This is a genomic window from Streptomyces sp. CB01249, assembly GCF_001905735.1.
Classification (GTDB): Bacteria; Actinomycetota; Actinomycetes; order Streptomycetales; family Streptomycetaceae; genus Streptomyces.
In genome coordinates, this window is sequence record NZ_LISW01000001.1 from 1,799,236 (window position 1) to 1,825,562 (window position 26,327).

Here is a 26,327-nt window from a genome sequence, read left to right on the forward strand (position 1 = left end):
GGCCCTTCGGCTCGGGAATCGTGTGCTGCGGGCTCTAGGCCAGCCGGAACACCGGGCCGCGCGGGGTGAACGGCAGTGACGCGCCCTGTGGGATCAGGTAGGCGTGCTCGCGCCGGATGCGGAGGACGTCGCACCAGCCGTCGGTGATGATGAGCACCGGCGCGCCCGGCGGGAAGTCGTCCGCCCGCTGCAACAGGTCCACACCGGGCTGGAGTTCGGTGCCGCCGCGGCCGCGTACCCGCACCCGGCCGGCGATCTCGGTAGGCGGCAGGTAACCGGCGTCGTAGGGGGCGGCGTCGCAGAAGACGACGCGTGCCGCGGGTACGTCGCGGGCCTCGGCGTACGAGGCGATGGCGCCGAGGGCCTTGCCGAGCAGGGTGCTGTTCATCGAGCCGGAGGTGTCCAGCACGACGCCGAAGGTGCAGCGGGCCGTCTCCTGGGGCGGGAAGTACCGTCCGGCGCGCGGGATGTCGGGGGTCGATGCCTGCCGCCGCGCCGGGCGCGCGTACGACCGTACGGGCTCCGGCCGGGGAACGTACTCGTCGAACCAGCGGGCCAGCCGCGCGTCCCACGGCACGGGCGGGTGCGCCAGGGCGCGGATCTCCTGGATCAGCCCGGCGGGCAGGAGGCCGCGCTCCCCGTACTGGTGCAGGTCGAAGCCCTGCACCAGCCCCCGCCGGTAGAACTCGTCCAGGTCGGTGTACGGACCGGCACCGGCATGCGGCAGCGGCTCGCCGAGGATGTCCCCGGCGCCCTTGCCCCGCAGCGTCGCGAGCCTGCGACGGCGGCGCAGGTCGTGCGCGATGCGGTCGTACACCTCCTCGGTGGACAGGCCCCGCAACTCCGGGTCGTACAGCAGCCCTTCGGGCATGTCGCCGACGCGCATCTGGACCAGCCAGTCGTTGACGACGTAGTCGGCGGCGACGTTGAAGAGGAACGGGTCGCGGCCCCCTCGGCGTTCGCCGTGCCGCAGCGCGGCGTGCAGCATCTCGTGCGCGAGGACGAAGCGCCATTCCTCGTCGGTGAACGCGCGCAGCGGGTTGATGTAGATCTCGCCCGCGACCGGACTGACCGCGGCGATGGCGATGTCCTGCGTCCGGGCGAGTTCGGCGTCGGCCACGATCTTCAGGCCCGCGGCGAGCCCGCCCAGCAGGGGGTAGGAGGAGACGAACCAGTTCAGGGCACGGTCCCAGGGCCGCTGGGGCGTGAGCGTCCCGGTGACCCGGTCGCGGCGGCCTCCGGCCACGTCCATCGCGGCGGACACACTGCGGGTCAGCGCGTGCGCGAAGGCGGTCTCCCAGTCCGGGACCGCCGAGTTGTTCCAGGTCTTCCAGGTGGTGAGCACCTGGTCCGGGTGCTCACCCGCGGTGCCGCAGTGCTCGTGAACCGCGGGGATGCCGTCGCGGCGCCACCGGGCGGCGAGCAGTTCCTCGTCGCCACCCGGAAACGACTCCGGCAGGGCGAGGGGCGCCCGGCCCATCGGGTGGCTGGCCAGGAAGCGGTTGACGACCACGCAGCGTGCCGCGAGGTCGAAGCGGTCGGGCTGTTCGCGCGGTTCGTCCGCCGAGGCGGGCACATGGCCGAAACCGAGATGCAGCAGACAGTGGGCAAGCGCCCACGCCCACTCCGCCGGATCGGCCCGTTTGGTGGGGTGTACGTGGATGGTGCCGTTCGACGTGACGGCGGCCAGTCCACCGGCCGGGGTCAGCTCGCACGTGGCCTGGCGGCACACGGACGCCTCCACAGCGGCGAACGCCGGGTTGCGCTTGACGAGCGCGAGCCCGGCGGCGAAGGCCTCGGTGGCCGGGTCGACCGTGTTCTTGTTCTTCCCGTCCTTGCCCCCGCCCCCGCGCCCGGCGGCCCCCTTCACCGCCGGGCCTCGACCAGCCGGGGCATGTCCCGCGCGGCGTCCACGAGGAACCACGCGGGCAGCACGGGCAGCCCGTCGGCGTCGTCCGCGATGACGGTCTGCGCGACCTCGACCGAGATCTCGGCCAGCTGGACGAGCAGCGACTTGGCCCGGTAGGCGGTCTGCCGCAGGGACGGCGAGACGTGCTTCTTCTCGCGCGGCAGCTCCTTGACCAGGCGGCCCCGGAACGCGTCGGCCAGGTAGTAGAGCAGGTCGCGGTCCTCCGGCCGCTTCGGCCAGGAGGCGTCGCCCTTGAGAATCGCCTCGATGCCGAAGGCATGACGGACGATCTTCGCGTAGCCGCAGAAGGAGACGGCATGAGCGGGCGTCAGCGTGCCGTGCACCACGACCTTCAGGGTCTCCTCGTCGATCTCCGGCCCGAAGGAGTGCAGGGCGTCCGAGAGCATGTGCCAGGAGCGGGGCGTGGAGAACGGCTCCTCGGTCTTGGGCGGCTGCGACCACAGGTGGTCGGGGCGGTCCACGAGGTAGTCCGTCACCCACGGGTGGACCCCGTTCTCGCCCGCCCACACGAGCCAGTCCGCCGCCGAGGCCCGGAGGTGGACATGGGTGAGCCGGTTGACCAGGGCGGAGGCGATGGGCCGCGCCAGCGCGTTGTCCGTGGCACGGTTGCCTGCCCCGATGACGATCGAACCGGCGGGCAGCTCGTAGGACCCGATACGCCGGTCCAGGATGAGCGAGTAGAACGCCTTCTGCACATCGGGGGTCGCCGCGTTGAGCTCGTCCAGGAACAGGCAGTACGGCTCGTCCCGGGCGATGGACTCCGGCGGGCAGAACACGGACCGGCCGTCGCGGATCTGGGGCACCCCGATGAGGTCCTCCGGCGCGAGCTGGGTCCCGAGCAGGCTGACGCACTCCAGCCCCAGGGACTCCGCGAACTTCCGTACGAGCGACGACTTGCCGATCCCGGGCGCGCCCCACAGAAACACGGGCCGCACGGTGGCGAGGCCCAGCAGCAGTTCGGGGATCTGAGCGGGGGTGACGGTGACGGCAGCCTGCACGCGGGAACGTTCCTTCGGATTCCGGGAGTCGGAGACCGCCAGTATGCGGAGGCGGAATGGCGCGCGCAGCCCAATTTCGAAGCAACCCGGACTAGGGCGTGTTTCGAAAGTCCCGCCTGCCGGGCGGGCGGACGGCGCTACTTTCGAAACACGCCCTAGCACTGGCCCCGGGCATCGATCTGCCGGGAGAGCCCCTGGAAGAACTCCTGAAGACTGGCCGCGGCAAGGTCGAACTGATCGGACCAAGAGGCGGTGGCAGACCTCCAGACGCGTCCCGAGCCCGCCAGCGCGAACAGATGCCCGCCCCCGTCACTGGCGAACACCAGGGCGGGCTCCTCCCCGTCGATCGAGACGGCCCCGTAAGCGCGGAAATGGTCCGCGACCAGCGAGGCAGGGTGGACGAAGCAGCCGTTGTCGACATCGGGCAAGGAGACCTCGTCGATCACCCAGTACATCGTCGTCAGGTCCGACGGGACCGGCGTCAGCTCCACGAGCGCGCCGGTGGCTCGGTGGCTCGCATCCGAAGCGCGCACGACCACGTTGCTGCCCGGATCGAAGCCGAACCGTGCCTGGAACGATGTCATGAGCTCCGCGAGCGCCGCATCCGTCCGCTCACACCAGGCGCGAAGCCACTCGGCATCAAGCCGTTCGTCGGCCACAGCCACCACCTCTCCTTGCCTCGGCCGCGATCTTGCCGGCAGCCGGCCACTGGTCTCACGGTCTACTGACCGGTATACAGGCGGGGTTGGATCCGCTGGGCACCAGCGGCCGGGTGCCGTGCGACGTCCTGTGCACCTTGGTCACCGCTGCCCTTCCGCGGATTGTCGGAACTTTCGGGGAGGGCATCATGACGCAGCGGAATCGTCCGGGCAGGGCCGTATCCAAGCGACGCACCGCCGTCGCGCTGGCCGCGTTGAGCAGCTGCGCGCTCACGGCCGGCTTCACCGGCACGGCCTCGGCCGCGACGGGCGGCGCGCACGGTTCGCCCCGCACCTCCTACGTGGCGCTGGGCGACTCGTACACGTCCGGGCCTCTGATCCCCACGCAGGTCGACGCGAACTGTGCCCGTTCCGACCACAACTATCCGTCGGTCACCGCGCGCGAGCGCCACGTCACCTCGTTCACCGACGTGAGCTGCGGCGGGGCGACGACCGTCGAGATGTGGGAGGCGCAGGGCACCAACGGGCCGCAGTTGGACGCGGTGAAGAAGGACACGGACCTCGTGACCCTTCAGATCGGCGGCAACGACGTCGGCTTCGGCTCCATCATCGGCACCTGCGCCACCCTCAGCGCCAAGGACCTCGCCGGCAACCCCTGCCAGCAGTACTACGGGGCCAAGGGCTACGACCAGTTGACGCTGAAGATCCTCCAGACGGCCCCCAAGGTCGCCCGCGTGCTGCGGGAAGTGCACCACAAGGCCCCCCACGCACGCGTGGTCGTCGTCGGCTACCCGGACCTCCTTCCCGACGACGGCACCGGCTGCTTCCCCCAAGTCCCGTTCGCCGCGAAGGACTTCCCCTACCTGCGGGACACGGAGAAGCGCCTCAACCTGATGCTGCGCGCGGTGGCGTTGCTGAACCGGGCCGACTACGTGGACACGTACGGGCCCACCGTGGGCCACGACATGTGCAAGGCACCCGCCGACCGGTGGATAGAGCCGCTGAGCCCCGCGGCGCCCGCCGCTCCGGCCCACCCCAACGCGAAGGGCGAAGAGGTCATGGCACAGGCCCTCCTGAGGACCCTCGACAGGGGTGCCGGACGCCACTGACTCATTCCGCGGGCACGCGGGAGAAGTGGAAAGCGGCCTGGACCACGAGCACCACGGGCAGGGCGAGGAGCAGGGACCACGGCACCGCACCGACCGCGGCCAGGAGGCAGATGACGGGAAGGGCGAGGAGGGTGGGGATCGTTGAGATCAGCGCGAGGCGCGCACGGATCCGTCGGTTCATCAGCGGACTCCTTGGGGCGGACGAGAACGCGGGGGCAGCCACAGCGGGTGCGGGTCAGGAGGAGCTGTGGCGAGCCCGGTCCAGATACTCGGCCAGTTCTCGCCAGTCGTCGGCCGGAGCATCGGGGTCTCCCGACATGGCGGCCGGATCCTCGTGCCAGGCAGCCCTGACTCCGGCGGAGATACGGGCATCGCCTCCGCTGAACAACGCGCTCAGCTCATCCATCCGGGCCACCAGGAGGCGGACCTTCCGATCCGTGGCGGGAGTGCCGGCCGTACGGAGTCGTTCGGCTCTCCGGTACAACTCGGGCCACTCGGCTTCGAGCAGGTAGTGCATGGCGGGTCCCAAGGCGGCGGCCCGGGTCCGCAGGACCTGCATCTCGTCGGCGTCCAGATGGCGGCGCAGCGTGTGCTCGCCCTCCGGACCGGCGCCGCCGATCGCCCGCAGCGCGTCGAGCAGCGCCGCGGCCGCCGGAGCCTCGTCGGCCGACAGCTCCTCACCGAGCCGTACGAGCCGCTCACGCAGGACACCGAGCGCCTTGATGGACGCCTCCACCCCCGCCAGATGATCCCGGACCAGCCGCAGCGGATCGACACCCGCGTCGAGGCAGACAGCGATGGAATCCAGCGCCAGCCCGAGGCCGCGCAGCGCCAACACCTGATAGAGACGGACGAGGTCGTCCTCGGTGTACTCCCTGTGGCCTCCCGCGGTGCGCCGGGAGGGAGTGAGCAGCCCGATGGTGTCCCAGTGGTGCAGCGTGCGCACGGTCAGACCGCTGGCCTCCGCGAGCCGGCCCACTCTCCAGGTTGCAGAAGTGGTCATGGAGCCACCATGCATCCTCACGCCACGTGAGGTTCAAGCTCTGGCGGCTCCTTTTCGTAGGACGTCCGGTGGCTAGGCCGCCCGCCGCCCCGTCCGCAGCTCCCGGCCGTTGGCCAGGGCCTCCGGGTCCAGCGACAGGGACACGGCGGCCGTCGCGCCGACGTCCGCCAGGCTCTCCGCGTCGGGCAGCAGCTCCACGCCGTCCGCGCCGGGCCGGTGGATGAGCACGGGGACGTACTCGCGGGTGTGGAAGGCGTGCCCGGCTGTCGGGTCGTTGCCGTGATCGCCGGTCACGATGAGGCGGTCGCCCGGTGCGTCGAGGAGGGCGACGAGCGCGGCCAGGCCCGCGTCCGCCTGTTCCAGGAGGCGTCCGTAGCGCTCGGTGTCCTGCTGGTGCCCGGCCAGGTCCGTCTCCTGGATGTTGGACACCACCAGGCCGTCGCCGCAGGCGCGTACCGCTTCGAGGGTGTGCGTGAGGACGTCGGCGGTGTCCACGGCCGGGTGCCGGGCCGCACCCTCGCAGGCCAGGATGTCGGCGGCCTTCCCCACCAGGGTGACCGGGATGCCCGCGCGGGCGGCCAGGTCGGGGAGCTGGCGGGTGTGGTCGATCGGGGCGCCCAGGTGCTGCACTTCGAGACCGCCGTTGCGGTAGAACCCGGTGGCGGGGGTGTCGAGGCCCACCGTGCCCTCCTCACCGGCCCGTACGAAGCGGTCGAGCGGGCCGTCCGCGTGCCCGCCCACCGCGATGACCCGCGCCACGGGAGCGACGGCGCGTACCGTGCGGGCCACGGCGAGGATGCCGCCCGGCCCGTCGAACGGCAGGTCCTCCAGCCGCCCGGAGGCGTTCCAGTTGATGCCCGGGTCGGCCTCCAGGTTGTCGTGGACCAGCACCGCGCCGTCCACGACCAGGAGCGGCCTGCCGTCCAGCCGGCCGACCCGGTGGCCCGCCGCTTCGAGGGCGGCGGTCACCTCGTCCAGGTGGTCGGCGAGCCGCGCCACGGTCACCCGGCTGAAGTCGGCGCCCATCATGGTCTGGTGCCCGGCGAAGGTGTCGGCGCCCGGATAGCCGAGCGCGGCCCGGCCCGCGGCGACGGGCAGATGGGTGCGCCGGGCGAGATCGGGGTGCGGGTGGACCAGGCCGAGGCCGAGCGAACCCAGCACGGGCAGCCGCAGCGGGCGGCCGAAGGCCTCCCGGCAGTGGTCCAGCACATGCCCGCAGGTGTCGGCGGTCAGATCGCCGGGGCGCGTGGTGCCCGCGTCGGGCATGGCGCCGATGCCGAATCCGTCGATCACGACGATGACGGTCTTGGCCATGGGGTGCCTCCTCAGCTCAGGGACCGGCCCTGGGCGTCGTACAGACCGTTGAGACGGGGCGTCCCGGAGGAGAGTCCGGAGACGACGGCGACGGTCGAGCGGGTGACGAAGATCTGGGTGCGGAAGGCGAGCAGCGCGGTGTCGCCGATGCGGACGTCCTGTCCGGGGGCGGGCGCGTCGAGCAGCCGGTAGTAGTCGATGTTCTCGGCGGGCGCGTCCAGCACGTTCAGACGTGCCCCGGTGCGCGGCAGCAGGGCGCTCCTGATGTGGGAGCGGGCGTAGAACCCGCCGCCGAAGACGGCGGGGCGGCCGTCGTCCAGGGTGTGGGCGACCTCGGTGACGTACACGTAGGCGGGGGTCTCGGGCTGCGCCGGGTCGACCGCGTGCAGCGGGGTCGTGCCGGTCAGCGCGTGGCCCGGCTCCCCGTGGGTGGCGCCGAGGTCCGCGAGGAGCGGCAGGGAGGCCATCGAGGTGGCGCTGGGGGCGCTCAGCAGGAGGTCCTTGTGGCCGCGGCCGGTCAGTGTCTCGCGGGCCTTGAGGGCGAGGGCGAAGTTGGGCGTGGCGTACGGGGCACCCGTCGCCGGGTCGCACAGCACGCACGGGAAGGCGGTGACCCCCGCGATCCGGATGCCGGGAAGGCGTTCGGCGGCGTCGGCGAAGGCGTCGAGCCGGTTGAGCGGGACGCCGCCCTCCTGGCCCGGGTAGACGGTCCCCTCGGCGCCTTCGAGACGGATCAGGATGTCCTGGACGAACCCCAGCCGCCTCGCGGTGTCGGAGACCGCGCGGGCGTTGTCCAGGTCGTAGACGGTGACGGTCTCGGGACGCCACGCCAGCATCTCGGGCAGGGCGCGGCGCGGGATCTGGACGAGGTGGCCGAGGTTGCCGGCACGGGCGCCGGAGGCGTGCAGGGTGCGCGCCTCGGGCGGGTCGATGGCGGCGTAGCGGGGGATGTGCCGGGCGACGGCCCGGATCAGTTCCGGGTTGCGGCCGAGCTGTTTGACGACGAACCAGAGTGAGAGGCCCAGCCGTTCGGCCTCGGCGGCCAGCAGCGCGGCGTTGGCCTCGACGGCGTCCAGGTCCATGACATAGGTGTCCGGCGGGATCGCGCCCTCGTCGTGCAGTGCGGCCGCGGCCTCGACGAGCCCGGGATTGCGGGTCAGTACGGTGTCGAGAAACACGGTCAGTCGCCCTTCCGGTCGTTCAGCGCGGCCAGCGACCGGCGCAGGATCTCGATGACGAGGTCCGCGCCCGCCCGCATCGGGTTGATGCGCACGGTCCAGTCGGTCAGTTCGGGCGAGTCGTCCAGGGCGGAGCTGGACATCCGGTAGAAGAGCGGCGTGATCTCGTAGCGGGAGTTGGAACCCACCGGGTACGGGGCCGCGCCGAAGCGGGCGGCGACGGCGGGCAGCTCCCTGGCCACGGGCCGGTCGAGCCGGACGAGCAGGCACCGGTCCTGTGCGTTGGCGAGCCGGACCTCGGCGACCCCGGGCACCTCGCCCGCGGTCAGCCGCTCGGCGACCTCGGCGCCGACCTGGGACTGCACGGACCACATGAGCGGTACGTGGGTGAGCGCACGCAGCGCGTCGAGCGCCTGGTGTCCCTGGACCTGGCCGCCGCCGGAGTAGTTGTCGCGGCGGATGTGCTCGATCAGGTCCCCGGCGCCGACGACGATGCCGACGCCCTCCGGGCCGTGCAGCTTGAACAGCGAGAAGCAGGAGGCGTCGGCGCCCAGTTCGACCCCGGCCGCCGGGGTGCGCATCACGGCGTAGTTGTCGTCGACGACCGTGCGGACGCCGGCGGCCCGGCAGGCGGAGAGGACCGCGCCGGGGTCGTAGGAGTCGGCGAGCCGCTGCCGGGTGTGCTGGACGTAGGCCCAGCGGAACCGGCCGGATTCCAGGGCCCCGCGCAGCTCGTCGGGATCGTTGAAGTCGGCCTGCACGGTCTGGACGCCGAGGCCGCGCAGCGTGACCTCGGTGGTGCGGTAGACGGGCGCCCGGTGGATGAGGAGGGGGTCGCCCGGCCGGACGGCGGCGGTGAGGGCGGCCCGGATCGCGCCGGTGCCCGCGCCCTGGACGAAGGCGGCGCCCTCGGCGCCGAAGAAGTCGGCGAGGACGGACTCGACGCGGGCGGTGGTGGCGGGGCGTCCGAGCCCGGGCACGACCCCGGCGTCGGAGGCGAACAGCTGCGGGCCCTCGAAGTGACGGGCGGTGGCCTCGATGAGCCGGAACTGCCGGGCGACGGCGTCGGCCGGGGCCACGGTCGCCAGCGGGTAGGTCCGGGGGAGTACGGGGTGCATGGTCAGCTCTCTTCCACGTTCACGCCGCTGAGGAAGCGCAGCGGATTGCGGCGGGTCAGCAGGTCGATCAGGTCGTCGTCCACGCCCGCCGCACGGACCTTGGGCAGGAAGCTCCCGAAGAGGTGGCCGTAACCCTGGCCCCCCTCGGAAGTGAGGTAGCCGTGGCGGGAGATGTCGCAGCTGAGCAGGACCCGGTCGGCGTGCCCCGCCTCCAGGAGGGCGAGCAGGAGCCGCAGCCGGGTGTCGTCGCTCTGGTAGCCGTCCTTGCCGACGGTGTCGAAGGCGACGTACGCGCCGCTCGCGGCCAGCTCCCGGTGCACCGCTGGATCGTCCAGCAGGTCCTGATGACCGACCGAGATCCGGTGCGGGGGCAGCCCCTCGGCGGTGAGCAGTTCCAGCTGAGCGAGGCCGCCGCGGCCGAGCTGGGCATGGGTGGCGACGGAGAGCCCGGTGGCGAGGGCGGCCCGCGCCGAAGCACGGAGCACCTTGTTCTCGGGCGGCGTCGGGACGTCCCCGTGGCTGCCGATCTCGCCGAGGACGCCGGGACGGATGCCGGTCGTGCCGATGCCGTCCTCGATTTCGCGGACGAGGGTGGCGGTGAGGTCCCCGACGCTGCCGCTGTCGATCTCGGGGGTGTGGAACGGCTCGTAGTACCAGCCGGTCGCGGCGACGACGGCGACCCGGGCATCCCGGGAGATCCGGGCCAGGGCGCGCACGTCGCGGCCCATGCCGCGGCAGGTCAGCTCGATGACCAGGGCGAGTCCGTACTCCTCGCGGAGTGCGGCCAGTTCGGCGGTGACGGCGGCGGCGTGCCGGCCGGCGGCGAGCACGGCGCCGCCGTCACCCCGGTGGTCGAGGTCGAGGACGAGGTGTTCATGGGCCAGGGCGGGGCCCCGTACCGCGTCGGGGACGATGTCTCCGAGAACGGTACGAAGCACGGGGGCGGGGCTGTTCATCGTGGGGGGTCCTTCTTGGGTCGGCCTGTGTGATCAGGGGCGTGGGGCTATCCCTTGATCGGTGTGAACAGGTCCATCCAGTACAGGAGGTTGAGGAGGATGCCGCCGACGATCACCGCGGCCGGTGCCGCGGCCATCCGGACGACCGGCCGGCCCATCGCCTCGTTCAGCAGGTAGAGCCCGCCGACGACGAGGATGCCCAGGCCGCCGCCCATGGCGTTGGCCGCCATCAGCGAGCCGAAGAGGATCGCCAGCTGGAGCGTCTCGCTGATCGCGCTGCGCAGGTGCTCCGAGGAGTCGCGGACGCTGGGCAGCCGCCCGAGGAGCTTGCCGATGTAGGACAGGGCCAGTACTTCGGCCGCGAAGACCAGGGCGCCGACGATCGCGGCGAGGAACGGGTTCGGCATCAGGTACCCGATGGGGTACACGAGGGTGAAGCCCGCGATGCCGTACGCGCCGGAGGCCAGCGCGGTGGTCGCGATCAGGGGGATGAAACCGAAGACGCGGTAGAAGTCGACCTGCGCCGCCTCCGAGTACTGCCCCTTCGCGATCAGGAAGCTGGTCGCCTCGCCGCCGCCGAATATGTGCATCTGGGCGAGCACACAGACCCCGGCGCCCAGCACCATGAACAGGGGCAGGTACCGGCGCAGCCGGGCCGCGCTGGCGCTGAAGAGGGAGGCCATCGGGTCGTCACCCTCGATGAGGGGTTCGCTCACGCCTGCGGCCCTGTCCGCCTTGCGCTGGGCGAGGTCCTTGGCGACGGCGAGACCGATGAGCATCAGCACACCGACGGCCATCGCCAGCGCGCCGGCGAACATGTTGGGCCACAGCTTCATGGTCATGACGACCAGGGCGAACTCCAGGACCCCCGCGATGCCGCCCCACTTGCGGCCGAACTGCTTGGTGATGGCCAGCACCGGGAACAGCGTGAAGAGGAAGAGGATCGGGGTCGACATCTGCTGCATGGCGGTGATGAAGTCGACCGGCAGGTCATGCGCCACGTTGTTGGCGCCGTTGAGCCCGAAGACGACGACCGCGCCCCAGGCGCCGCCGAGGATGGGGGCGAGCCACTTCTTCGGCGACAGCATGCCGAGGATGTCGGTGGGCAGGAAGAGGAGCCACGGGTTCAGCACACCGGTGGACAGGGCCATCGGGGCGCCGAGCCCGAAGATGAACCCGGCCGAGAGGCCGAACGAGACCGCCGTCGTCGCGCTGCGCGTGGTGCGCCCCTGGATGAAGTCCAGGAGGAACGGGCGTACGCCGTCGTTGAAGACGGCCAGCGCCATGTGGGAGATGTACGCGGTCAGCGCACAGAGGGCTATGACGGTCAGTTGCTGGGCCAGCGAGAAGTCGAGGCTCGTACCGGCTGCGAGTGTCGTACTCACGGGGTCACTCCTTCGTGCCCGGGGTGATCAGAGCGGGGTGGCTGGAGTCAGCCGCGGGCGGCGATGGCGCGCGCCATTAGGGGAGCGATGGTGTCGATCTGGTCCATCGAGAAGCCGAAGACCTTCTTGCCCTCGTCCAGCAGGGCGGTGATCTGCTCCTCGGTGGGGACGGTGCGGCCGAAGGTGTGGCAGACGGCGCTGCCCATCAGGCCGACGAGGACGCCGAGCGAGGCACCGGCGCCCGTGTGACAGGTGCCCAGGTAGTAGTCGGCCTGGGCGACGCGCAGCTTCATCGCGGCGTCCATGTCGCTGGAGGCGGTGACCTCCAGGCCCTCGATGCCGAGCTGCTTGATGGTCTGGGTGACCTCGGTCTTGCCGACGCCGCCGGCGAGGATCTTCGTCATGTCCTGCTTCTTTCCAGAGGGTGGGGACGGGGTGGTTCAGGAGGAGGGGGCGGCGGGCGTCTGCTGCGCCAGCACCGCGAGGTGCATGCCGAGGAAGTTCACCTCGGACTCCGGGAGGGCGGCCCCGAGCTCGTGCCGGGCGCGCTCGGCGACGGCACGGGCGCGATCGACGGCCTGGGGGTGCCCGGCCAGTTCGGCGGCGACCTGGTCGTCGGTGAGGAACTGCTCGATGGCCTCGCCGTTCAGCAGCCGGGTGAGCGCCATCATCAGGTGGCTGGTGAGCATGCCCGCGGTCGCCTCGGTCACGGTGTTGCCCTCCGCCTCCAGGGCGGCGAGCTCGGCCGTGACGAAGTCGGCCACCTCGGGCTTGATCTGTCCGCCTTCGCGGAAGAGCTGAAGCCGCAGGGCCAGCTGGTCGTCCATGGCGATCCTCCTAAAATCGACAGTAACCAGGATTTTGTATTTTGATGAGGCCGAAGGTCCCGTCACGGGCAGGACCTTCGTCCCGATCGGCCCGGGGCTCAGTAGGAGGGCAGGCGTGTGCCCTCCAGCACCTCGCGCTGGAGCGAGGTGATCAGGGGGAGATCCAGGGAGTCCCGGACGGCGGCCAGGGCCTTGGCCCCTTCGGTCCGCCCGATGATCGCCGCGCTCGAGTTGCGCAGCGACAGCTCGCGGGTGACCTCGTCGCCCAGCGGCAGCACGTCGACGCCGAACCCGAGCCGGTCCTGCACCTCGTCCAGGTTCCAGACGGTGGCGTCGACCTCTTTACGGGCGAAGAGGTCGGGCAGCTGCATGTACGAGGCCTCCAGCAGCTGGACGTCCGGGCGCCCGGCGAAGACCCGGTCGACCAGCATGCGCAGGTCCTCCGACGCGTGGTCGACCGCGACCCGCAGGCCCGGGGTGTCCAGGTCCACGCCGTGGCGCAGGAGCATGCCGTGCGCGCCGACGTAGGTGGCCGGCCCCAGGTCCGCCACCAGCTCCACCGGATGCTCGGCGATCAGCTCGTCGGCGGCGAAGCGGGACAGGACGACGAGGTCGACCTTGCCTTCGAGCAGGGCGGCGGTACGGGCCCCGGCGCCCCGCATGAACGTGATCGCGAAGGGTGCGCCCGCCTTCTCGAAGGCGCCGCGCAGTCCGGTGGCCAGGCCCTCGTACCGGCGGGAGTACGGCAGGGGCATCGCGGCCAGCAGCGTCCCGAGCCCGGAGAGCCGCCAGAGTATGGAGCGGTCCGAGTGGGCGAGGAAGGTGCCGAGGTGTCCCCGGGCGGTCGTCCTGATGGCGCCGGACTCCTCCAGCAGCTGAAGGGCCGCCTGGACCGTGCCGTTTCCGCAGCCCAGCTCCTCCGCGTAGTCCCGCACCCGGGGCAGCCGCGTGTCCGGCTCATGGTTGAGCAGCAGGACCGCGAGCTGGCGGGCGGCCAGTCCGTTGCGCGTGAGGAAGCGCTCATCAAAGGCGTTCACGAAGGGAACAGTAAACAGGATTCTGGATATTGACAAGGATCCTCGCCGAAACCACGCCGTGTGCGAGTAGATGGTCCGTAATAGCCTGATTCATGTCTTTTGTTCCCTGTGGGCGCCTCGCCCCGGACAGGCGTACGTATCGAAGCGGAGGAGAACCCCATGAGAGCCGCTGTTGTCCGTAGCTTCACCGAGCCGGTGACCGTCGAGGACCGGCCGGTTCCCTCGCCCGCCGGCCATCAGGTCCTCGTGCGGATGGAGGCCTCCGGGCTGTGCCACACGGACATCCACGCGGCGCACGGCGACTGGCCGGTCAAGCCGTCGCCGCCCTTCGTCCCGGGCCACGAGGGCATCGGCATCGTGGAGGCGACCGGCGACCAGGTCGCCCACCTCGCCGTGGGGGACCGGGTGGCCATTCCGTGGCTCGGCGAGGCGTGCGGACACTGCGACCACTGCGTGTCCGGCTGGGAGACGCTCTGCCTCCAGCAGCAGAACAGCGGCTACTCGGTCGACGGCAGCCACGCCGAGTACGCCCTAGCCCACGGGACCTACGTGGTACCCGTGCCCGACGGCATCGACCCGCTGGACGCGGCACCGCTGACCTGCGCGGGCGTCACGACGTACAAGGCCGTCAAGCTCTCCGGCGCGCGCCCCGGCACCCGGGTGCTCGTCTCCGGCATCGGCGGACTGGGGCATCTGGCCCTGCAGTACGCCCGGATCTTCGGCGCCGAGACCATCGCGGTCGACGTCACCGACGAGAAGCTGGCCCTTGCCGGGGAGCTGGGCGCGGACCACGTCATCGACGCGCGCGTGCAGGACGTGGCCGAGGAGACGCAGCGGCTCGGGGGCGCCGACGCGGCCGTCTCCCTGGCGGTGAGCAACGCGTCGTTCGAGGCCGCGTACGCCTCACTGCGGCGCGGCGGCACGCTGGTGCTCGTGGCCCTGCCCGCGGAGGGCAAGCTGGAGATCCCGGTCTTCGACACCGTGCTCAACGGCACGAAGATCGTCGGATCGATCGTGGGCACCCGGCAGGACCTGGCCGAGGTCTTCCGCCTGCACAGCCTGGGCCGCACCCGCGTGGTGCGCGAGACCCGGGACCTGGCCGACATCAACGCCTCGATCGAGGAGGTGCTGGAGGGCAAGGTGCCCGGCCGCCTCGTCTTCGACATGACCTGAGGGAGCGCCGGACTCGCCCTTGACCTCAATCGGACTTGAGCTTCTACGTTGGCCGTGTTCCGTTGATCACGAGGAGGGGCACATGAGCGCGACGCTCAAGGAGTACTCACAGCAGGAGTTGGCGGCTCAGCCCATCGGGGCGTGGGCCGGCGTGGCGGCCCGGCTGGTGGTCGGGGCCCTGCGGGAGCAGTTGGCGGTGGAGCACCTGACCCAGCCGCACTGGTGGACGCTCAACCACGTGGCCGGGGAACCGGGCAGCTGGAACCGTGCGACGCTGACCGAGCGGCTGACGAAGTGGGACGACCTCGGGACCGACTTCGACGCTGTCTTCGACGACCTCGTCGACCGCGGCTGGCTGACGGAGAACGCGGGACTCATGACGTTGACCGAGGCGGGGGAGGAAGGGCGGCTCCGGGCAAGGGAGCGCAACCTCCGCGTCCATCGACAGGTGCACGAAGGCGTCGACACCGCCGACTTCGCGACCACCATCGACGTTCTGCGCCGCATGGTCGCCAACCTCGGCGGTGAGGGCAACTTGCCCGACTGACGGAGGGCGCTGCTCCCGCAGCCCCCGCACGTCGGCCGTCGCCGTCCCGCCTCCGGCAGGGGCGTACGCGCTGCCGCCCCGATGCCCGCAGCACCGGGGCGGCAGCCCTCGCATCCCGGCGTCAGCCGCGCGTCAGACGCAGCGTCACCAGCTCGAACGGGCGCAGCGACAACCGCACGCCCTCGCCGTCGCTCTCGGGCACCGGGGCATCGGTCAGCGGCCGCTCCAACAGGTCGGTCGCCACGACGCCCGCGGCCCGGAAGCCGGTGGCCAGGTTCACCTTCGCGCGGCCGCCCGTCGACTCGTAGAGCCGCACGACGACGTCGCCGCTCCCGTCGTCCGCCAGCTTGACCGCGCTGACCACGACCGCGTCGTTGTCGACACCCACCAGCGGGGCCACCTCGCGCTCACCGGTGACCCGGCGCTCCGGCAGGTTCACACGGAATCCCTCGCGGACCGCGTCGCCGATCGCCGCTCCGGGCACCAGTGCGTGCCGGAAGCGGTGCACGCCCTGGTCGGTCTCCGGGTCGGGGAAGCGCGGCGCGCGCAGCAGCGAGACCCGCACGGTGGTCGTCGTCCCCGCGTCCGCGTCCCGGACGGTGCGCGTGACGTCGTGGCCGTACGTCGAGTCGTTGACGAGGGCGACGCCCCAGCCCGGCTCCTCCAGGTGCACGAAGCGGTGGTTGCACGCCTCGAACTTGGCCGCCTCCCAGCTGGTGTTCGTGTGGGTGGGCCGGTAGAAGTGCCCGAACTGGGTCTCGGAGGCGTACCGCTCGGCGTGCACGTCCAGCGGGAACGCGGCCTTCAGGAACTTCTCCGTCTCGTGCCAGTCGACCTCCGTGTCGATGTCGAGCCGCTTGGCGCCCGGCTCCAGGGTGAGCAGCTGGGTCACCTTCGATGCCCCGAAGCTGCGGACGATCCGCACGCCGTTCTCCATCGGGGCCAGTTCGTCCACGTCCGTCAGGTCCGTGACGGTGTTGCGGTAGAACGCGTCGACGTCCCACGCGTCCCACATGTTCGGGAAGTCGGGGTGGATCTGAAGCAGGTTCGCGGCCGCGCCCGGCGCCACGGTCTCGCGGTCCGCGGCGATGTCGTACGCCGAGACGACGAGGCCCCGGCCGTCGATCTCCACCCGGAGCAGGCCGTTGTCGAGCACATGGCCGCCGCCCTCGCGCGGGGCGGCAGGGGTGGTCCCGTCCGTCGCGGCGACGGCCGCCGCTCCGGCGGGAACGCCGCCGCGGGAGTGCGGCGCGGCGTTGAACACGAGGGCGCGTCCGCCCGCCGGGTCACCGGCGAGCGCGCGCTGCGCGGCGTCGATGATGCCGCGCAGCTCCTCGGCGACGGCCGCGTACGTCTTCTCGGCCTCGCGGTGCACCCAGGCGATCGAGGAGCCCGGCAGGATGTCGTGGAACTGGTGCAGCAGCACCGTCTTCCAGATCCGGTCCAGCTGCTCGTACGGGTAGGCGAAGCCGGTTCGCACAGCGGCGGTGGCGGCCCACAGTTCGGCCTCGCGGAGCAGGTGCTCACTGCGACGGTTGCCCTGCTTCGTCTTCGCCTGACTGGTGAGCGTGGCGCGGTGCAGCTCGAGGTAGAGCTCGCCGACCCAGACCGGAGGGTTGGTGTACTCGGCCTCGGCCTTGGTGAAGAAGTCCGCGGGGGTCTCCCACGTCACCGTCGCCGAGCCCTCCAGGCTCCGCAGCCGGGCGGCCTTGGCGATCATCTCGCGGGTGGTGCCACCGCCCCCGTCACCCCAGCCGGTCGGCGCCAGCGAGTGCTGCGCGACGCCCTTGTCCTTGAAGTTCGTCGCCGCGTGGGCGATCTCGCTGCCCTTCATCGAGCAGTTGTACGTGTCGACGGGCGGGAAGTGCGTGAAGATCCGGGTGCCGTCGATGCCCTCCCAGTTGAAGGTGTGATGCGGGAACTTGTTGGTCTGGCTCCACGAGATCTTCTGTGTGAGCAGCCACTTCGAGCCCGCGGCCTTGATGATCTGGGGCAGCCCGGCCGCGAATCCGAAGGTGTCGGGCAGCCAGGCCTCGTCGTTCTCGATGCCGAACTCGTCGAGGAAGAACCGCTTGCCGTGCACGAACTGCCGGGCCATCGCCTCGGAGCCCGGCATGTTGGTGTCGGACTCGACCCACATGCCGCCCGACGGCACGAACCGGCCCTCCGCGACGGCGGCCTTGACCTTCGCGTAGACCTCGGGGCGGTGCTCCTTGATCCAGGCGAACTGCTGGGCCTGCGACATCGCGAAGACGAAGTCCGGCTCGTCCTCCAGGAGCGCGGTCATGTTCGACGTCGTACGGGCCACCTTGCGGACCGTCTCGCGCAGCGGCCACAGCCAGGCGGAGTCGATGTGCGCGTGGCCGACCGCGCTGATGCGGTGGGCGGAGGGCGCGGCGGGCGTCGCGAGGACGTCGGCCAGCTCCGCGCGGGCGGCGGCCGCCGTGCCGCCCACGTCCTGGAGGTCGACCGCGTCCAGCGCCCGGCCGACGGCGCGCAGGAGGTCCCAGCGGCGGGCGCCCTCCACGGGCAGCTCCTGCATCAGCTCGCCCAGCACCTCCAGGTCCTGGACCAGATTCCACACGTCCTCGTCGAAGACGGCGAGGTCCATCCGGGCCAGCGTGTACTGCGGCTCGCTGCCGGCGGTCTCCTTGTCACCCAGCTGCGTGGGCAGGAAGGGGTGGTAGTCGAGGATCACCGGGTTGGACGCCGCCTCGACGTGCAGCAGCACCTCCTCGCCGCCCGCCACCGGGGCGCCCACCCGCACCCACTGGTTGCGCGGGTTGAGGCCCTTCACCGGGGTGCCGTCGGGGCGGTAGACCAGGCCCTCGCACTGGAAGCCCGGCATGTTCTCGTCGAAGCCGAGGTCGAGCAGCGCCTCCACGGTCCGGCCCGCCCACGCCTCCGGCACCGTGCCGGAGACCTTGAACCAGGAGGTGCCCCACGGAGCGCCCCACCGGTCGCCGACCGCGATCGGCTCGGTGGGCCCGGCCAGGCCCTCGGCGACGGGGACGGGCTCGCCCGGCGCGTTCCAGACGGCGACGTCCAGCGGGACGGACTCCGGGTATACGGCGGGCCGGATGCGCTCGTCCAGGACGCGCTTGAGACGGGCTTCGACCAGGCTGCGGTCGTCGTGCATGAGGGGGACTCCGTTGTGAGTGGGTGGGTCGGGTGGGGGGTTACCAGCGGTGCGCGGTGGAGGCGCTGCCGGAGGTCGTGTACAGCTCGCCAACTGCCCTGACCTGGAAACGAGCGGCTTTCTCGCCCGGTTCCCGGCGCAGGCCGGGCACGAAGAACGCGGTGGAGGCGGTGGCGCCCAGGAAGCGCCGGGTGCCGTCGGGCAGCACGCGGTGCAGCTCGTAGTGGCGCGGGGTGCCGGGGGAGCGGTGCCAGCGCAGCCGGAGGTCCGTGCCGTCGGCGCCCCGGGACGCTCCGGTGACGCGCAGTGCGGTCGGCGGGGTGGGCGTCTCGGCCCGGTCCCGTACGGCCACGGCGCCGAGCCGCCAGCGCACCGGACCGGCCGCCGTGAGGCGCACCCCCAGCGCGTGCACCGTACCGGCCGTACCGGAGAGGGAGTTCAGCCGCAGCGTGGAGGTGGTCCACCCGCTGCCGCCCGTCCGGACTTCGCCCGCCGGAATGTACGTGTACGCCACCGGATCGCCCGGCCGGTCCGGCTCGTGCAGGGCGACGGCCAGCTCGACGGTGACCGGGCCCGAACCCGCGTCGGTGCGGTGGGTCAGCTCCACGACCGTGCGCCGGGACAGCGGCAGCCGGGTGCGATGGAGGTCTACGGTGACCGGGGCGTCGAACTCCCCGGCGACCAGGAGACTGCTGCCCCCGCGCCAGGCGTCCTCGAAGTCGAAGCCCACGGACGGGCGCGAGCCCTCGGTGCGGACGACCCAGCGGCGACCCGGCAGCCGGTCCTGCACCCCGAGGTGGTTCCACTCGGCGTCCGAGGCGACCCGGCCGTTCTCGTACCAGCGCAGGCCGTGGCCGGTGTTGAAGGTGGTGGCGAACGGCAGCCGGTTCACCGTCGAGCGGTCGGCCACGGCCTGCGCGGGCGCGCGCCAGCTGTCCGTGCCGTCCGGCCGGGCCGGGTCCAGGGACCGCCCGGTCCAGAACCGTTGGTCGGCGGCGTGGAACTGAGCGGGCGTACGGTCCTCCGGCAGGTGGCCGCGGGTCCACTCCGGCCGGTAGAAGCCGTAGCCGACCGTGTGCGGCCGGTCGGCCGGAATGATCGCGTCCCAGTCGACGGGCGCGTCCCAGCCCTTGGACTCCACATCCACGCCGGCCCACAGGGCGTACCGGCTGCGTCCGGCGGCCTCGGCGTTCGCGGCGGAGGAGACGAGCGACGCGGGCGTCCAGCGGAAGTCCACGAACATCGAGTCCGCCTCCCGGAACAGCGCGGTGTTCTCGGAGTTGAGCGCGCCCTGCCAGCCGACCTCGCCCTTCACCGTCATCGCGTCGTACCAGGTGATGCGCAGCCCCGCCGCGTCGCTGCGCGCCCGGAGCTCGGTGACGAAGGCGAGCATCTCGGCGCCGAGCTCGGCGTCCCCGCCCTCGGTCTCGGCGTTGAGGAACCAGCCGTCGAAGCCGTGCGCGACGGCCGCCTCGACCAACTTCGCGGCCAGCGGGAAGCGCCCGGCCGCGTCCCGCTGCACGAGGTCGCGGGTCCACCGGAGGTCGCCGCCGTGGTGAACGGGCGGCAGGAACACGGTCCCGAGGACGGGCACCCCGTGGCGGTGGGCCGCGTCCACGACCGGGGCGTTCGGCGCCAGGATCAGGCCCTCACCCGCCGAGCCGCCCCAGAAGACCAGCTCGTCGATGTACGCCCAGTGGTTCAGGGCGTAGTAGTCGGCGGTGGCCGAGCCCTGCGACGGGTTGCCCGCCGTGTTCCCGAACGCGACCAGCGAGGTGATCCGCGCCTGGTCGGTCCGGGCCGTGGTGTTGGCCGGGACCGGGGTGAAGCGGTCGGCGAGCGGTACGGACGCGGTGTTGAACGGCAGGTCCGGGTCGGTCTCGGGGCGCCAGGCCTTCAGGCTGCGCCAGGTGATGCCGTCGCCGGGCGTGCCGGTGGGCAGCGAGTCGGGGAACCAGTACGAGGCGCAGGGCTGATCTGCGACAGGTGCGGCGGCATGGGCGGTCGTGGCCAGGCCGGGGGTGAGCAGAGCGGCTGCGGTTCCGGCTCCGGCGAGGACCACGGTGCGGCGGCTGGGTGCGGACGGGCGTCGCGGGGACTGGGTCATGGTGTGCTCCGTATCGTGCGGGTTCGATTCCGGTGCGGTGCGGGTGACGCGGGGTCAGCTGACCTCTTCGGGCGTGACGACCTTCGTGATGCCACGGGCGGCCAGGTGGTCCTGGTCGAAGGCCCTGCTCGCGAGGACGGTGGTGGGGCGGACACCGTCGGCGGTGAGCCGGGCGAACGCCTCGAAGACCGCGCCGCCGGGGGCGCAGACGGAGCGGCGGGGCGCGGTCTCGTCGTCCCCGGTGTCGACGACGAGGGCCGTGGTCCGGGGCGCGGGGCGGTGGGTGCGGTCGCGCTGCTCCTGGACGATGCGGGCGATGGTCCGGCCGGCCGGCTTGACCCGGCGGTCGTTGGTCAGCAGCCCGAGGCTGTACTCCAGCTCCGGGAAGTCGGCCAGCGAGCGCGACACGTCGTGGGAGCACCACCAGGTGACACCCCACACGTCTTCGCAGTCCAGGGCGTTGGCCACGGTCGCCTCGGTGAACGCGGCGGCGTGCTCGGCGGGGATCAGCGGGGCGGGCGCGCCGACCTCCTGGAGCCAGACCGGCCGGTGCGGGTCGAGCGCCCACGCCTTGGAGAGTTCGATGAGGTAGGCGGCGTGGTGCTCGGTGGCGGTGCCGGTACGGCCGTGGCGCTGGGCGGTGCCGTTGAAGACCCAGGAGTGCACGGCGGTGACGGCGCCCCTGCGTGCGGCCTGTGCCGGGGTGAAGGCGTGGTCGTCCTGGTACCAGGCGGCGTCGTACTCGGCGTGCAGGTGGAGCTTGCCGGGCGCCCCCTCCTCGCAGGCCGCCAGCATCCGTGTCAGCCAGGCGTCCGCCTGCTCAGGCGTGATGCGGTCGGGGTCGGGGTGCGGGTCGCCGGAGAACTGGTTGATCTCGTTGCCCAGGGTCATCCCGAGGAAATGCGGCCGGTCGGCGAGAGCTGCGGCAAGGGTGCGCAGGTACTCGGCCTGCCCGGCGAGGACGTCCGGGTCGGTGAAGAGGTTGCGCCGGTGCCACGTACCGGTCCAGGCGGGCAGGAAGTCGAAGCTCGACAGGTGGCCCTGGAGCCCGTCCACGTTGACGTCGAGGCCGCGTTCGGCGGCGGCGTCGGCGAGCTGCACGAGCTGCTCGATGGCGCGCGGGCGGATCAGGGTGCGGTTGGGCTGGAAGAGCGGCCAGAGCGGGAAGACCCGGATGTGGTCGAGGCCGAGGCCGGCGATCGAGTCCAGGTCGGCGCGTACGGCGTCGAGGTCGAAGTCCAGCCAGTGGTGGAACCAGCCCTGGCTGGGCGTGTAGTTGGCGCCGAAACGCAAGGGGGAGGTGCTCATACGGAACAGGAGTCCTGGTTCTAGTGGTGCGAGGGGGCGGTCCGGGTCAGCCCTTGACGGCGCCTTCGCCGACGCCCCGGAAGAAGAAGCGCTGCAGCCCCGCGAAGAGGATGATGAGCGGCAGCACGGCGATGATCGTGCCCGCCGCGACGAGCCGTTCGTCGTTGGCGAAGGTGCCGTGCAGGTAGTTCAGACCGATGGTCAGGGTGAAGTTCTCCGGGTCGCTGAGGACGATCAGCGGCCACAGGAAGTCGTCCCACGAGCCCATGAAGGCGAAGATCGCGACGACGGCGAGGGTGCCCTTGACGGAGGGCAGCGCGATCCGAAGGAAGCGCTGCCAGACGTTGGCACCGTCCACGAACGCCGCTTCCTCGATCTCCACGGGGAGGTTCAGGAACGCGTTGCGCATCAGCAGGACGTTCATCGCGCCGACCGACCCCGGCAGCAGCACACCGAGCAGGGTGTTGTTCAGCCCCAGGTCACGCATGGTGGTGAACTGGGCGATGATGATGCCCTCCACGGGTACGAGCATGGCGAGGATGAACGCCAGCGTCGCGGCCCTGCGCCCCCGGTAGCGGAGCCTCGCCAGGGCGTATCCCGCGAGCGCCGAGCCGACGCAGTTGGTGACCACGTTGGCGGAGGCGACCTTGAGCGAGTTCAGCGCGTAGTCCCAGACCGGGATCGTGTCGGCGACCCGGCTGTAGTTGTCCAGGGTCGGATCGCTCGGGAAGAACTTCGGCGGGGAGCTGAAGATGTCCTCGTTCGGGCCCTTCAGCGAGGTCGACAGCTGCCACAGGAACGGCCCGACGGTCAGGGCCAGGACCGCCAGCAGCAGCACGTACCGCAGCACGAGCTGCCAGACGGGGATGCGCCGGCCCTCGGCGTCGGTGGTCTTCAGGAAGCTCACGCGTCCTCCTTGCGGTCGGCGCGGAGCACCAGCAGCATCAGGCCGACGGTGACGACGAAGATGACGACCGAGATGGCGGAGGCGTAACCGACCCGCCCGCTCAGCCCGGTGCCGACCCGCTGGACGAGCATCACCAGGGTGGTGTCCTCGCCGGCAGGTCCGCCGGAGGGGCCGGCCATCAGGTAGACCTCGGAGAACACCTTGAAGGCGGAGACCGAGGAGAGGGCCGCGACCAGCACCATCGTGGACCGGATGGCGGGCACGGTGACCGTGAAGAAGCGGCGTACGACACCGGCACCGTCCACGGACGCGGCCTCGTGCAGCTCCCTCGGTACGTTCGCGAGGGCGGCCAGATAGATGATCATGTAGTAGCCGAGGCCCTTCCAGACCGTGACCGTCATCGCGCTGCCCAGCAGCAGCCACTGGTCGCTGAGGAAGCCGACCTTGCCGATGCCGACGGCCTCCAGGACCGCGTTGATCAGCCCGCGGTCGTCCAGCATCCACACCCAGATCAGGCCGACGACCACGATGGACGCGACGACCGGGGTGTAGAACGCCGACCGGAAGAAGGTGATGCCGGGGATGTGCCGCTGGACGAGCATCGCCAGCAGCAGCGGCAGGATGACGAGCGCGGGGACCACGCCGACGACGTACAGCACGCTGTTGCGCAGGCCGGTCCAGAACATCTCGTCGTGCAGCAGCTCCCGGAAGTTCGCCAGGCCGACGTACGAGCCGGGGACCAGCGTGCGCCGGTCGGTGAAGGAGTTCACCAGCGTGCTGAAGAACGGGTAGAGGCTGAAGGCGCCGACCACGATCAGACCGGGCGCCGCGAACAGCCAGGGGCTGAGGGGCAGATGGCGGCGGATCCGGCCGGTGGGCCGGCCCGCCGCGGCGGTGGGGGAGGGGGATTTCACGGGAGGGCTCAGCTCTGCTGCAACAGCCGGTCACACGCCTTGACAGCGTTGTCAAGCGCTTCCTTGGGGCTCTGCTTCCCTTGCAGCGCCTTGGCGATCTGGTTGCGGAGCTCGGTCTTCATCTGCTCGCTGAACAGCACCGGGGTGTAGTTGACGGCCGTCTTCAGGGACTTCGCGGCGGCGACGCGGACGCGGGTCTCGTCCGTCCCGTCCTCCTTGGTGAAGTACGGGTCGTCGAGCGAGCCGGCGGTGCTCGGGAAGATGGCGACCTGCTTGGCGAACTCCATCTGCCGGGTCGCGTCGGTCACGTAGTGGGCGAAGGCCACGGCGGCGGGCTTGCGCTTGGACTGCGCGTTCACCATGACGCCCATGACGTACATGTTGGCCTTGCCGGTACTGCTGACCTGGTCGGTGATCCCGATGTTCTTGTAGAGGCTCGGAGCCTGCTTCTTGAAGTTGGCCAGGTCCAGCGCGCTGCCCGGGTTCATCGCCACGGACTCGGTGAGGAACTTGTGGCCCGAGGACTCCGGCGTCGCGGTCAGCGCCTGCGGGTCGAGCGCCTTGGCGTCGTACAACTCCTTGTAGTGCGTGAGGAGTTCGACGCCCTTCGCGTCGTTGAAGGCGAAGCCCGTGCCCTCCTTGTTCATCAGCTGACCGCCGTACCGGCCGAAGTCCTCGATGGTGGGGACGTTGGCGAGGGTGGCGACCTTGCCGTGGCTCTTCTCCGCCAGCTTCAGACCGTCCGCGAAGACCTCGTCGTACGTGGTCGGCGGCTTCTGCGGGTCGAGTCCGGCGTCCTTGAACAGCCGCTTGTTGTAGAACATCGGCCCGGTGTTGAGGTACCAGGGGAAGGCGTACGTGCCCTCCGTGCCGGGTATCTGGTGGCTCTTCCAGGCGCCGTCCAGGTACTCCTTGCGGTACTTCGGCGCGGCCTTGTCGAGGTCGAGGGCGAGACCGGCCTTGGCCAGCGGAGCGACCAGGTCCGGCGAGACGTTGACGACGTCGGGCAGGGTGCCTCCGGCCGCGTCCGCGCTGATCTTGTCCGCGTAGCCCTCGCCGGGGCGGTCGACCCACTTGACCTCGGTGCCCGGGTACTTCTTCTCGAAGTCCGCGATCACCCCGTTGAAGTAGTCCTTGAAGTTCGCCTGGAGGTTCCAGGTCTGGAAGGTGATCTTCCCTTCGACCTTGCCCGAGGCGTCGGACGAGTCCGAGCCGGATCCCCCGCCGCAGGCGCTCAGTGGCAGGACGGTGGCGAGGACGGCGGCAGCGGCGACTGCTCTGCGGGAGATGTGCACGGTGAACGGCTCCTTTGCTCGGACCAGGCGCGCGGACGGTGGTCCCGGGGTCCCTGACCCGGCGGGCCGCGTTCGCCCGACAGACCCTGCAATGCGCCTGTGCTCAAAGTCAATACATTCACCGGAACATAATCTCCCGTTGTCGCATCTGTGCAGGTCAAGGGCCTGTGCAGAGCTATTGACAGCTGCTTACTAATGCGCTTTAGCTAGGCACAGCTCAAGCGCTTTAGTCGGTTGGGCGTCCACTCTCGACCAAACGGCCGGGGAAGCTCTACGATGCCCCGGGGGCCAGCGGGCCCGACGGCCCGTCAGTACCCGCGGGCGAGGCAGGAAGTGAGGCACGGGTGGCTCCGAAGCGGCCGACCATGAAGGACATCGCCCAGCGGGCCGGTGTCTCGGAGAGCGCCGTCTCCTTCGCGCTCAACGACCGTCCGGGAGTCTCCGAGGTCACCCGCGCCCGGGTGCGGCGCGTCGCCGAACAGCTGGGCTGGCGCCCGAGCGCCGCGGCCCGCGCCCTGTCCGGCGAGGGATCGGCCACCGTCGGCCTGGTCGTGGCGCGCCCGGCGGCCAATCTCGGCGTGGACTCCTTCTTCCTCCAGCTGATCTCCGGCATCCAGGAGGTGCTGTCCGAGCGTCATCTGGGTCTGCTCTTCCAGGTGGTGGACGACGTGGCGGACGAGTGCGGGGTCTACCGGCGCTGGTGGGCCGAACACCGGGTCGACGGCGTGCTCGTCGTGGACCCGCGCACGGACGACCCCCGCGTCTCCCTCCTCGACGAACTGGGCCTCCCCGGCGTCATCATCGGCGCCCTCCCCGGCACCGACACCGGTCCTCACCCCGGCCTCTCCCAGGTCCGCGCCGACGACGCGGGCGCGATGGCGGCGATCGTGGGCCGCCTGTACGAGCTGGGGCACCGGCGCATCGTGCACATCGCCGGCCTCCCCTCGCTCGCGCACACCGACCGCCGCATCCGCTCGCTCCGCCTGGAGGCGGACCGGCGCGGCCTGACCGGGGTGCACTCGGTGACCACGGACTACTCCGACACCGAGGGCGCTGCCGCCACCCGTCGGGTCCTGAAGCGGACCGACCCGCCGAGCGCGCTGATCTACGACAACGACGTGATGGCGGCGGCCGGGGTGGCCGTGGCGACCGGGCTGGGCGTCCGGGTCCCGGGCGATGTGTCGGTGGTGTCCTGGGAGGACTCCGCGCTGTGCCGGCTGACCGCACCCTGGCTGACGGCGCTCTCCCGCGACCCGGTCGCCTTCGGCCGGCTCGCGGCACGGGAGCTCACCACCCTGCTCGACGGGGGTCCGCCGCGCACCGTGCGGGTGGCCCTGCCCGACCTCATCGAACGCGGCAGCACGGCGCCGGCGCACGAGACCGCCGGGACGCCCTGACTCCGGCGCCTCCCACCGGCCACCGA

General features: G+C 71.4%; 23 protein-coding genes. 4 read left to right on the forward strand and 19 right to left on the reverse strand.

Features of this window, described 5'->3' with window-relative positions:
* Positions 1-34: 34 nt before the first annotated feature.
* From AMK18_RS07680 to AMK18_RS07690, 3 genes are all read right to left on the reverse strand, one after another.
* Complete coding sequence (locus tag AMK18_RS07680; RefSeq protein ID WP_073862177.1) at positions 35-1,870, reverse strand: vWA domain-containing protein; 1,836 nt, start codon at positions 1,868-1,870, stop codon at positions 35-37.
* On the reverse strand, positions 1,867-2,928 hold the full coding sequence (locus AMK18_RS07685) for an ATP-binding protein (RefSeq protein ID WP_073862178.1): 1,062 nt from the start codon (positions 2,926-2,928) through the stop codon (positions 1,867-1,869). Before AMK18_RS07685 ends, AMK18_RS07680 begins: the two co-directional genes overlap by 4 nt.
* 155 nt (positions 2,929-3,083) lie before the next feature.
* On the reverse strand, positions 3,084-3,593 hold the full coding sequence (locus AMK18_RS07690) for a hypothetical protein (protein WP_073862179.1): 510 nt from the start codon (positions 3,591-3,593) through the stop codon (positions 3,084-3,086).
* A gap of 182 nt (positions 3,594-3,775) precedes the next feature.
* Between AMK18_RS07690 and AMK18_RS07695 the strand changes: the two genes are divergently transcribed.
* Entirely contained in the window at positions 3,776-4,696 is a 921-nt protein-coding gene (locus AMK18_RS07695) for an SGNH/GDSL hydrolase family protein (protein WP_073862180.1), read from the forward strand.
* 1 nt (position 4,697) lies between these two features.
* Here AMK18_RS07695 and AMK18_RS07700 read toward each other — a convergent pair whose 3' ends face one another.
* From AMK18_RS07700 to yhfZ, 10 genes are all read right to left on the reverse strand, one after another.
* Positions 4,698-4,877, reverse strand: coding sequence for a hypothetical protein (locus tag AMK18_RS07700; RefSeq protein WP_018104845.1), 180 nt, complete (start codon positions 4,875-4,877; stop codon positions 4,698-4,700).
* 54 nt (positions 4,878-4,931) lie between these two features.
* Positions 4,932-5,699, reverse strand: a complete 768-nt coding sequence (locus AMK18_RS07705) for a MerR family transcriptional regulator (protein WP_241836485.1) — start codon at positions 5,697-5,699, stop codon at positions 4,932-4,934.
* A gap of 72 nt (positions 5,700-5,771) precedes the next feature.
* The gene (locus AMK18_RS07710) at positions 5,772-7,013 is read right to left on the reverse strand and encodes a phosphopentomutase (RefSeq protein WP_073862182.1); all 1,242 of its coding nucleotides are present in this window, start codon (positions 7,011-7,013) and stop codon (positions 5,772-5,774) included.
* 11 nt (positions 7,014-7,024) lie between these two features.
* The gene (locus AMK18_RS07715; protein ID WP_073862183.1) at positions 7,025-8,191 is read right to left on the reverse strand and encodes an alanine racemase; all 1,167 of its coding nucleotides are present in this window, start codon (positions 8,189-8,191) and stop codon (positions 7,025-7,027) included.
* A 2-nt stretch (positions 8,192-8,193) separates the two neighbouring features.
* Complete coding sequence (locus tag AMK18_RS07720) at positions 8,194-9,309, reverse strand: aminotransferase class V-fold PLP-dependent enzyme (protein WP_073862184.1); 1,116 nt, start codon at positions 9,307-9,309, stop codon at positions 8,194-8,196.
* Positions 9,310-9,311: 2 nt separating this feature from the next.
* Positions 9,312-10,265, reverse strand: coding sequence for a phosphotriesterase family protein (locus AMK18_RS07725; RefSeq protein ID WP_073862185.1), 954 nt, complete (start codon positions 10,263-10,265; stop codon positions 9,312-9,314).
* Between the two features lie 47 nt (positions 10,266-10,312).
* On the reverse strand, positions 10,313-11,650 hold the full coding sequence (locus tag AMK18_RS07730; protein WP_073862186.1) for a YhfT family protein: 1,338 nt from the start codon (positions 11,648-11,650) through the stop codon (positions 10,313-10,315).
* Positions 11,651-11,697: 47 nt separating this feature from the next.
* On the reverse strand, positions 11,698-12,054 hold the full coding sequence (locus tag AMK18_RS07735) for a DUF2620 domain-containing protein (protein WP_073862187.1): 357 nt from the start codon (positions 12,052-12,054) through the stop codon (positions 11,698-11,700).
* A 36-nt stretch (positions 12,055-12,090) separates the two neighbouring features.
* Positions 12,091-12,477 (reverse strand): PRD domain-containing protein, encoded by a 387-nt coding sequence (locus AMK18_RS07740; RefSeq protein WP_073862188.1) that lies wholly within the window; start codon positions 12,475-12,477, stop codon positions 12,091-12,093.
* A gap of 98 nt (positions 12,478-12,575) precedes the next feature.
* On the reverse strand, positions 12,576-13,514 hold the full coding sequence (yhfZ, locus tag AMK18_RS07745; RefSeq protein WP_018104836.1) for a GntR family transcriptional regulator YhfZ: 939 nt from the start codon (positions 13,512-13,514) through the stop codon (positions 12,576-12,578).
* Positions 13,515-13,673: 159 nt separating this feature from the next.
* Between yhfZ and adhP the strand changes: the two genes are divergently transcribed.
* Both adhP and AMK18_RS07755 read left to right on the forward strand, forming a co-directional pair.
* Positions 13,674-14,687: an alcohol dehydrogenase AdhP gene (adhP, locus tag AMK18_RS07750; RefSeq protein ID WP_073862189.1), complete on the forward strand. Its 1,014-nt coding sequence runs from the start codon at positions 13,674-13,676 to the stop codon at positions 14,685-14,687.
* 82 nt (positions 14,688-14,769) lie between these two features.
* A complete protein-coding gene (locus AMK18_RS07755) occupies positions 14,770-15,234 on the forward strand; it encodes a MarR family transcriptional regulator (protein WP_073862190.1) in 465 nt (154 codons plus the stop codon).
* Between the two features lie 121 nt (positions 15,235-15,355).
* On the opposite strand, the gene AMK18_RS07760 is transcribed toward AMK18_RS07755, so the two are convergent.
* The 6 genes from AMK18_RS07760 to AMK18_RS07785 are packed head-to-tail and all read right to left on the reverse strand — an operon-like array spanning position 15,356 to position 24,904.
* Positions 15,356-18,373, reverse strand: coding sequence for an alpha-mannosidase (locus AMK18_RS07760; RefSeq protein WP_073862191.1), 3,018 nt, complete (start codon positions 18,371-18,373; stop codon positions 15,356-15,358).
* A 40-nt stretch (positions 18,374-18,413) separates the two neighbouring features.
* The gene (locus AMK18_RS07765; RefSeq protein WP_073862192.1) at positions 18,414-20,480 is read right to left on the reverse strand and encodes an endo-beta-N-acetylglucosaminidase; all 2,067 of its coding nucleotides are present in this window, start codon (positions 20,478-20,480) and stop codon (positions 18,414-18,416) included.
* A gap of 54 nt (positions 20,481-20,534) precedes the next feature.
* On the reverse strand, positions 20,535-21,788 hold the full coding sequence (locus AMK18_RS07770) for a glycoside hydrolase 5 family protein (RefSeq protein WP_073862193.1): 1,254 nt from the start codon (positions 21,786-21,788) through the stop codon (positions 20,535-20,537).
* A gap of 46 nt (positions 21,789-21,834) precedes the next feature.
* A complete protein-coding gene (locus AMK18_RS07775; protein ID WP_018104828.1) occupies positions 21,835-22,695 on the reverse strand; it encodes a carbohydrate ABC transporter permease in 861 nt (286 codons plus the stop codon).
* A complete protein-coding gene (locus AMK18_RS07780) occupies positions 22,692-23,609 on the reverse strand; it encodes a carbohydrate ABC transporter permease (RefSeq protein WP_073862194.1) in 918 nt (305 codons plus the stop codon). Before AMK18_RS07780 ends, AMK18_RS07775 begins: the two co-directional genes overlap by 4 nt.
* Positions 23,610-23,617: 8 nt before the next feature.
* The gene (locus AMK18_RS07785) at positions 23,618-24,904 is read right to left on the reverse strand and encodes an ABC transporter substrate-binding protein (protein ID WP_018104826.1); all 1,287 of its coding nucleotides are present in this window, start codon (positions 24,902-24,904) and stop codon (positions 23,618-23,620) included.
* A gap of 365 nt (positions 24,905-25,269) precedes the next feature.
* Here AMK18_RS07785 and AMK18_RS07790 point away from each other — a divergent pair, with 365 nt between their 5' ends.
* Entirely contained in the window at positions 25,270-26,301 is a 1,032-nt protein-coding gene (locus AMK18_RS07790) for a LacI family DNA-binding transcriptional regulator (RefSeq protein ID WP_073862195.1), read from the forward strand.
* Positions 26,302-26,327 lie beyond the last annotated feature (26 nt).

Excerpts from the sequence above, each read along its gene's own strand:
- AMK18_RS07695 (WP_073862180.1), top strand. The coding sequence starts at position 3,776 with ATGACGCAGCGGAATCGTCCGGGCAGGGCCGTATCCAAGCGACGCACC.
- AMK18_RS07700 (WP_018104845.1), bottom strand. The coding sequence starts at position 4,877 with ATGAACCGACGGATCCGTGCGCGCCTCGCGCTGATCTCAACGATCCCC.
- AMK18_RS07705 (WP_241836485.1), bottom strand. The coding sequence starts at position 5,699 with ATGACCACTTCTGCAACCTGGAGAGTGGGCCGGCTCGCGGAGGCCAGC.
- AMK18_RS07710 (WP_073862182.1), bottom strand. The coding sequence starts at position 7,013 with ATGGCCAAGACCGTCATCGTCGTGATCGACGGATTCGGCATCGGCGCC.
- AMK18_RS07720 (WP_073862184.1), bottom strand. The coding sequence starts at position 9,309 with ATGCACCCCGTACTCCCCCGGACCTACCCGCTGGCGACCGTGGCCCCG.
- AMK18_RS07725 (WP_073862185.1), bottom strand. The coding sequence starts at position 10,265 with ATGAACAGCCCCGCCCCCGTGCTTCGTACCGTTCTCGGAGACATCGTC.
- AMK18_RS07735 (WP_073862187.1), bottom strand. The coding sequence starts at position 12,054 with ATGACGAAGATCCTCGCCGGCGGCGTCGGCAAGACCGAGGTCACCCAG.
- AMK18_RS07740 (WP_073862188.1), bottom strand. The coding sequence starts at position 12,477 with ATGGACGACCAGCTGGCCCTGCGGCTTCAGCTCTTCCGCGAAGGCGGA.
- adhP (WP_073862189.1), top strand. The coding sequence starts at position 13,674 with ATGAGAGCCGCTGTTGTCCGTAGCTTCACCGAGCCGGTGACCGTCGAG.
- AMK18_RS07755 (WP_073862190.1), top strand. The coding sequence starts at position 14,770 with ATGAGCGCGACGCTCAAGGAGTACTCACAGCAGGAGTTGGCGGCTCAG.
- AMK18_RS07760 (WP_073862191.1), bottom strand. The coding sequence starts at position 18,373 with ATGCACGACGACCGCAGCCTGGTCGAAGCCCGTCTCAAGCGCGTCCTG.
- AMK18_RS07765 (WP_073862192.1), bottom strand. The coding sequence starts at position 20,480 with ATGACCCAGTCCCCGCGACGCCCGTCCGCACCCAGCCGCCGCACCGTG.
- AMK18_RS07770 (WP_073862193.1), bottom strand. The coding sequence starts at position 21,788 with ATGAGCACCTCCCCCTTGCGTTTCGGCGCCAACTACACGCCCAGCCAG.
- AMK18_RS07790 (WP_073862195.1), top strand. The coding sequence starts at position 25,270 with ATGAAGGACATCGCCCAGCGGGCCGGTGTCTCGGAGAGCGCCGTCTCC.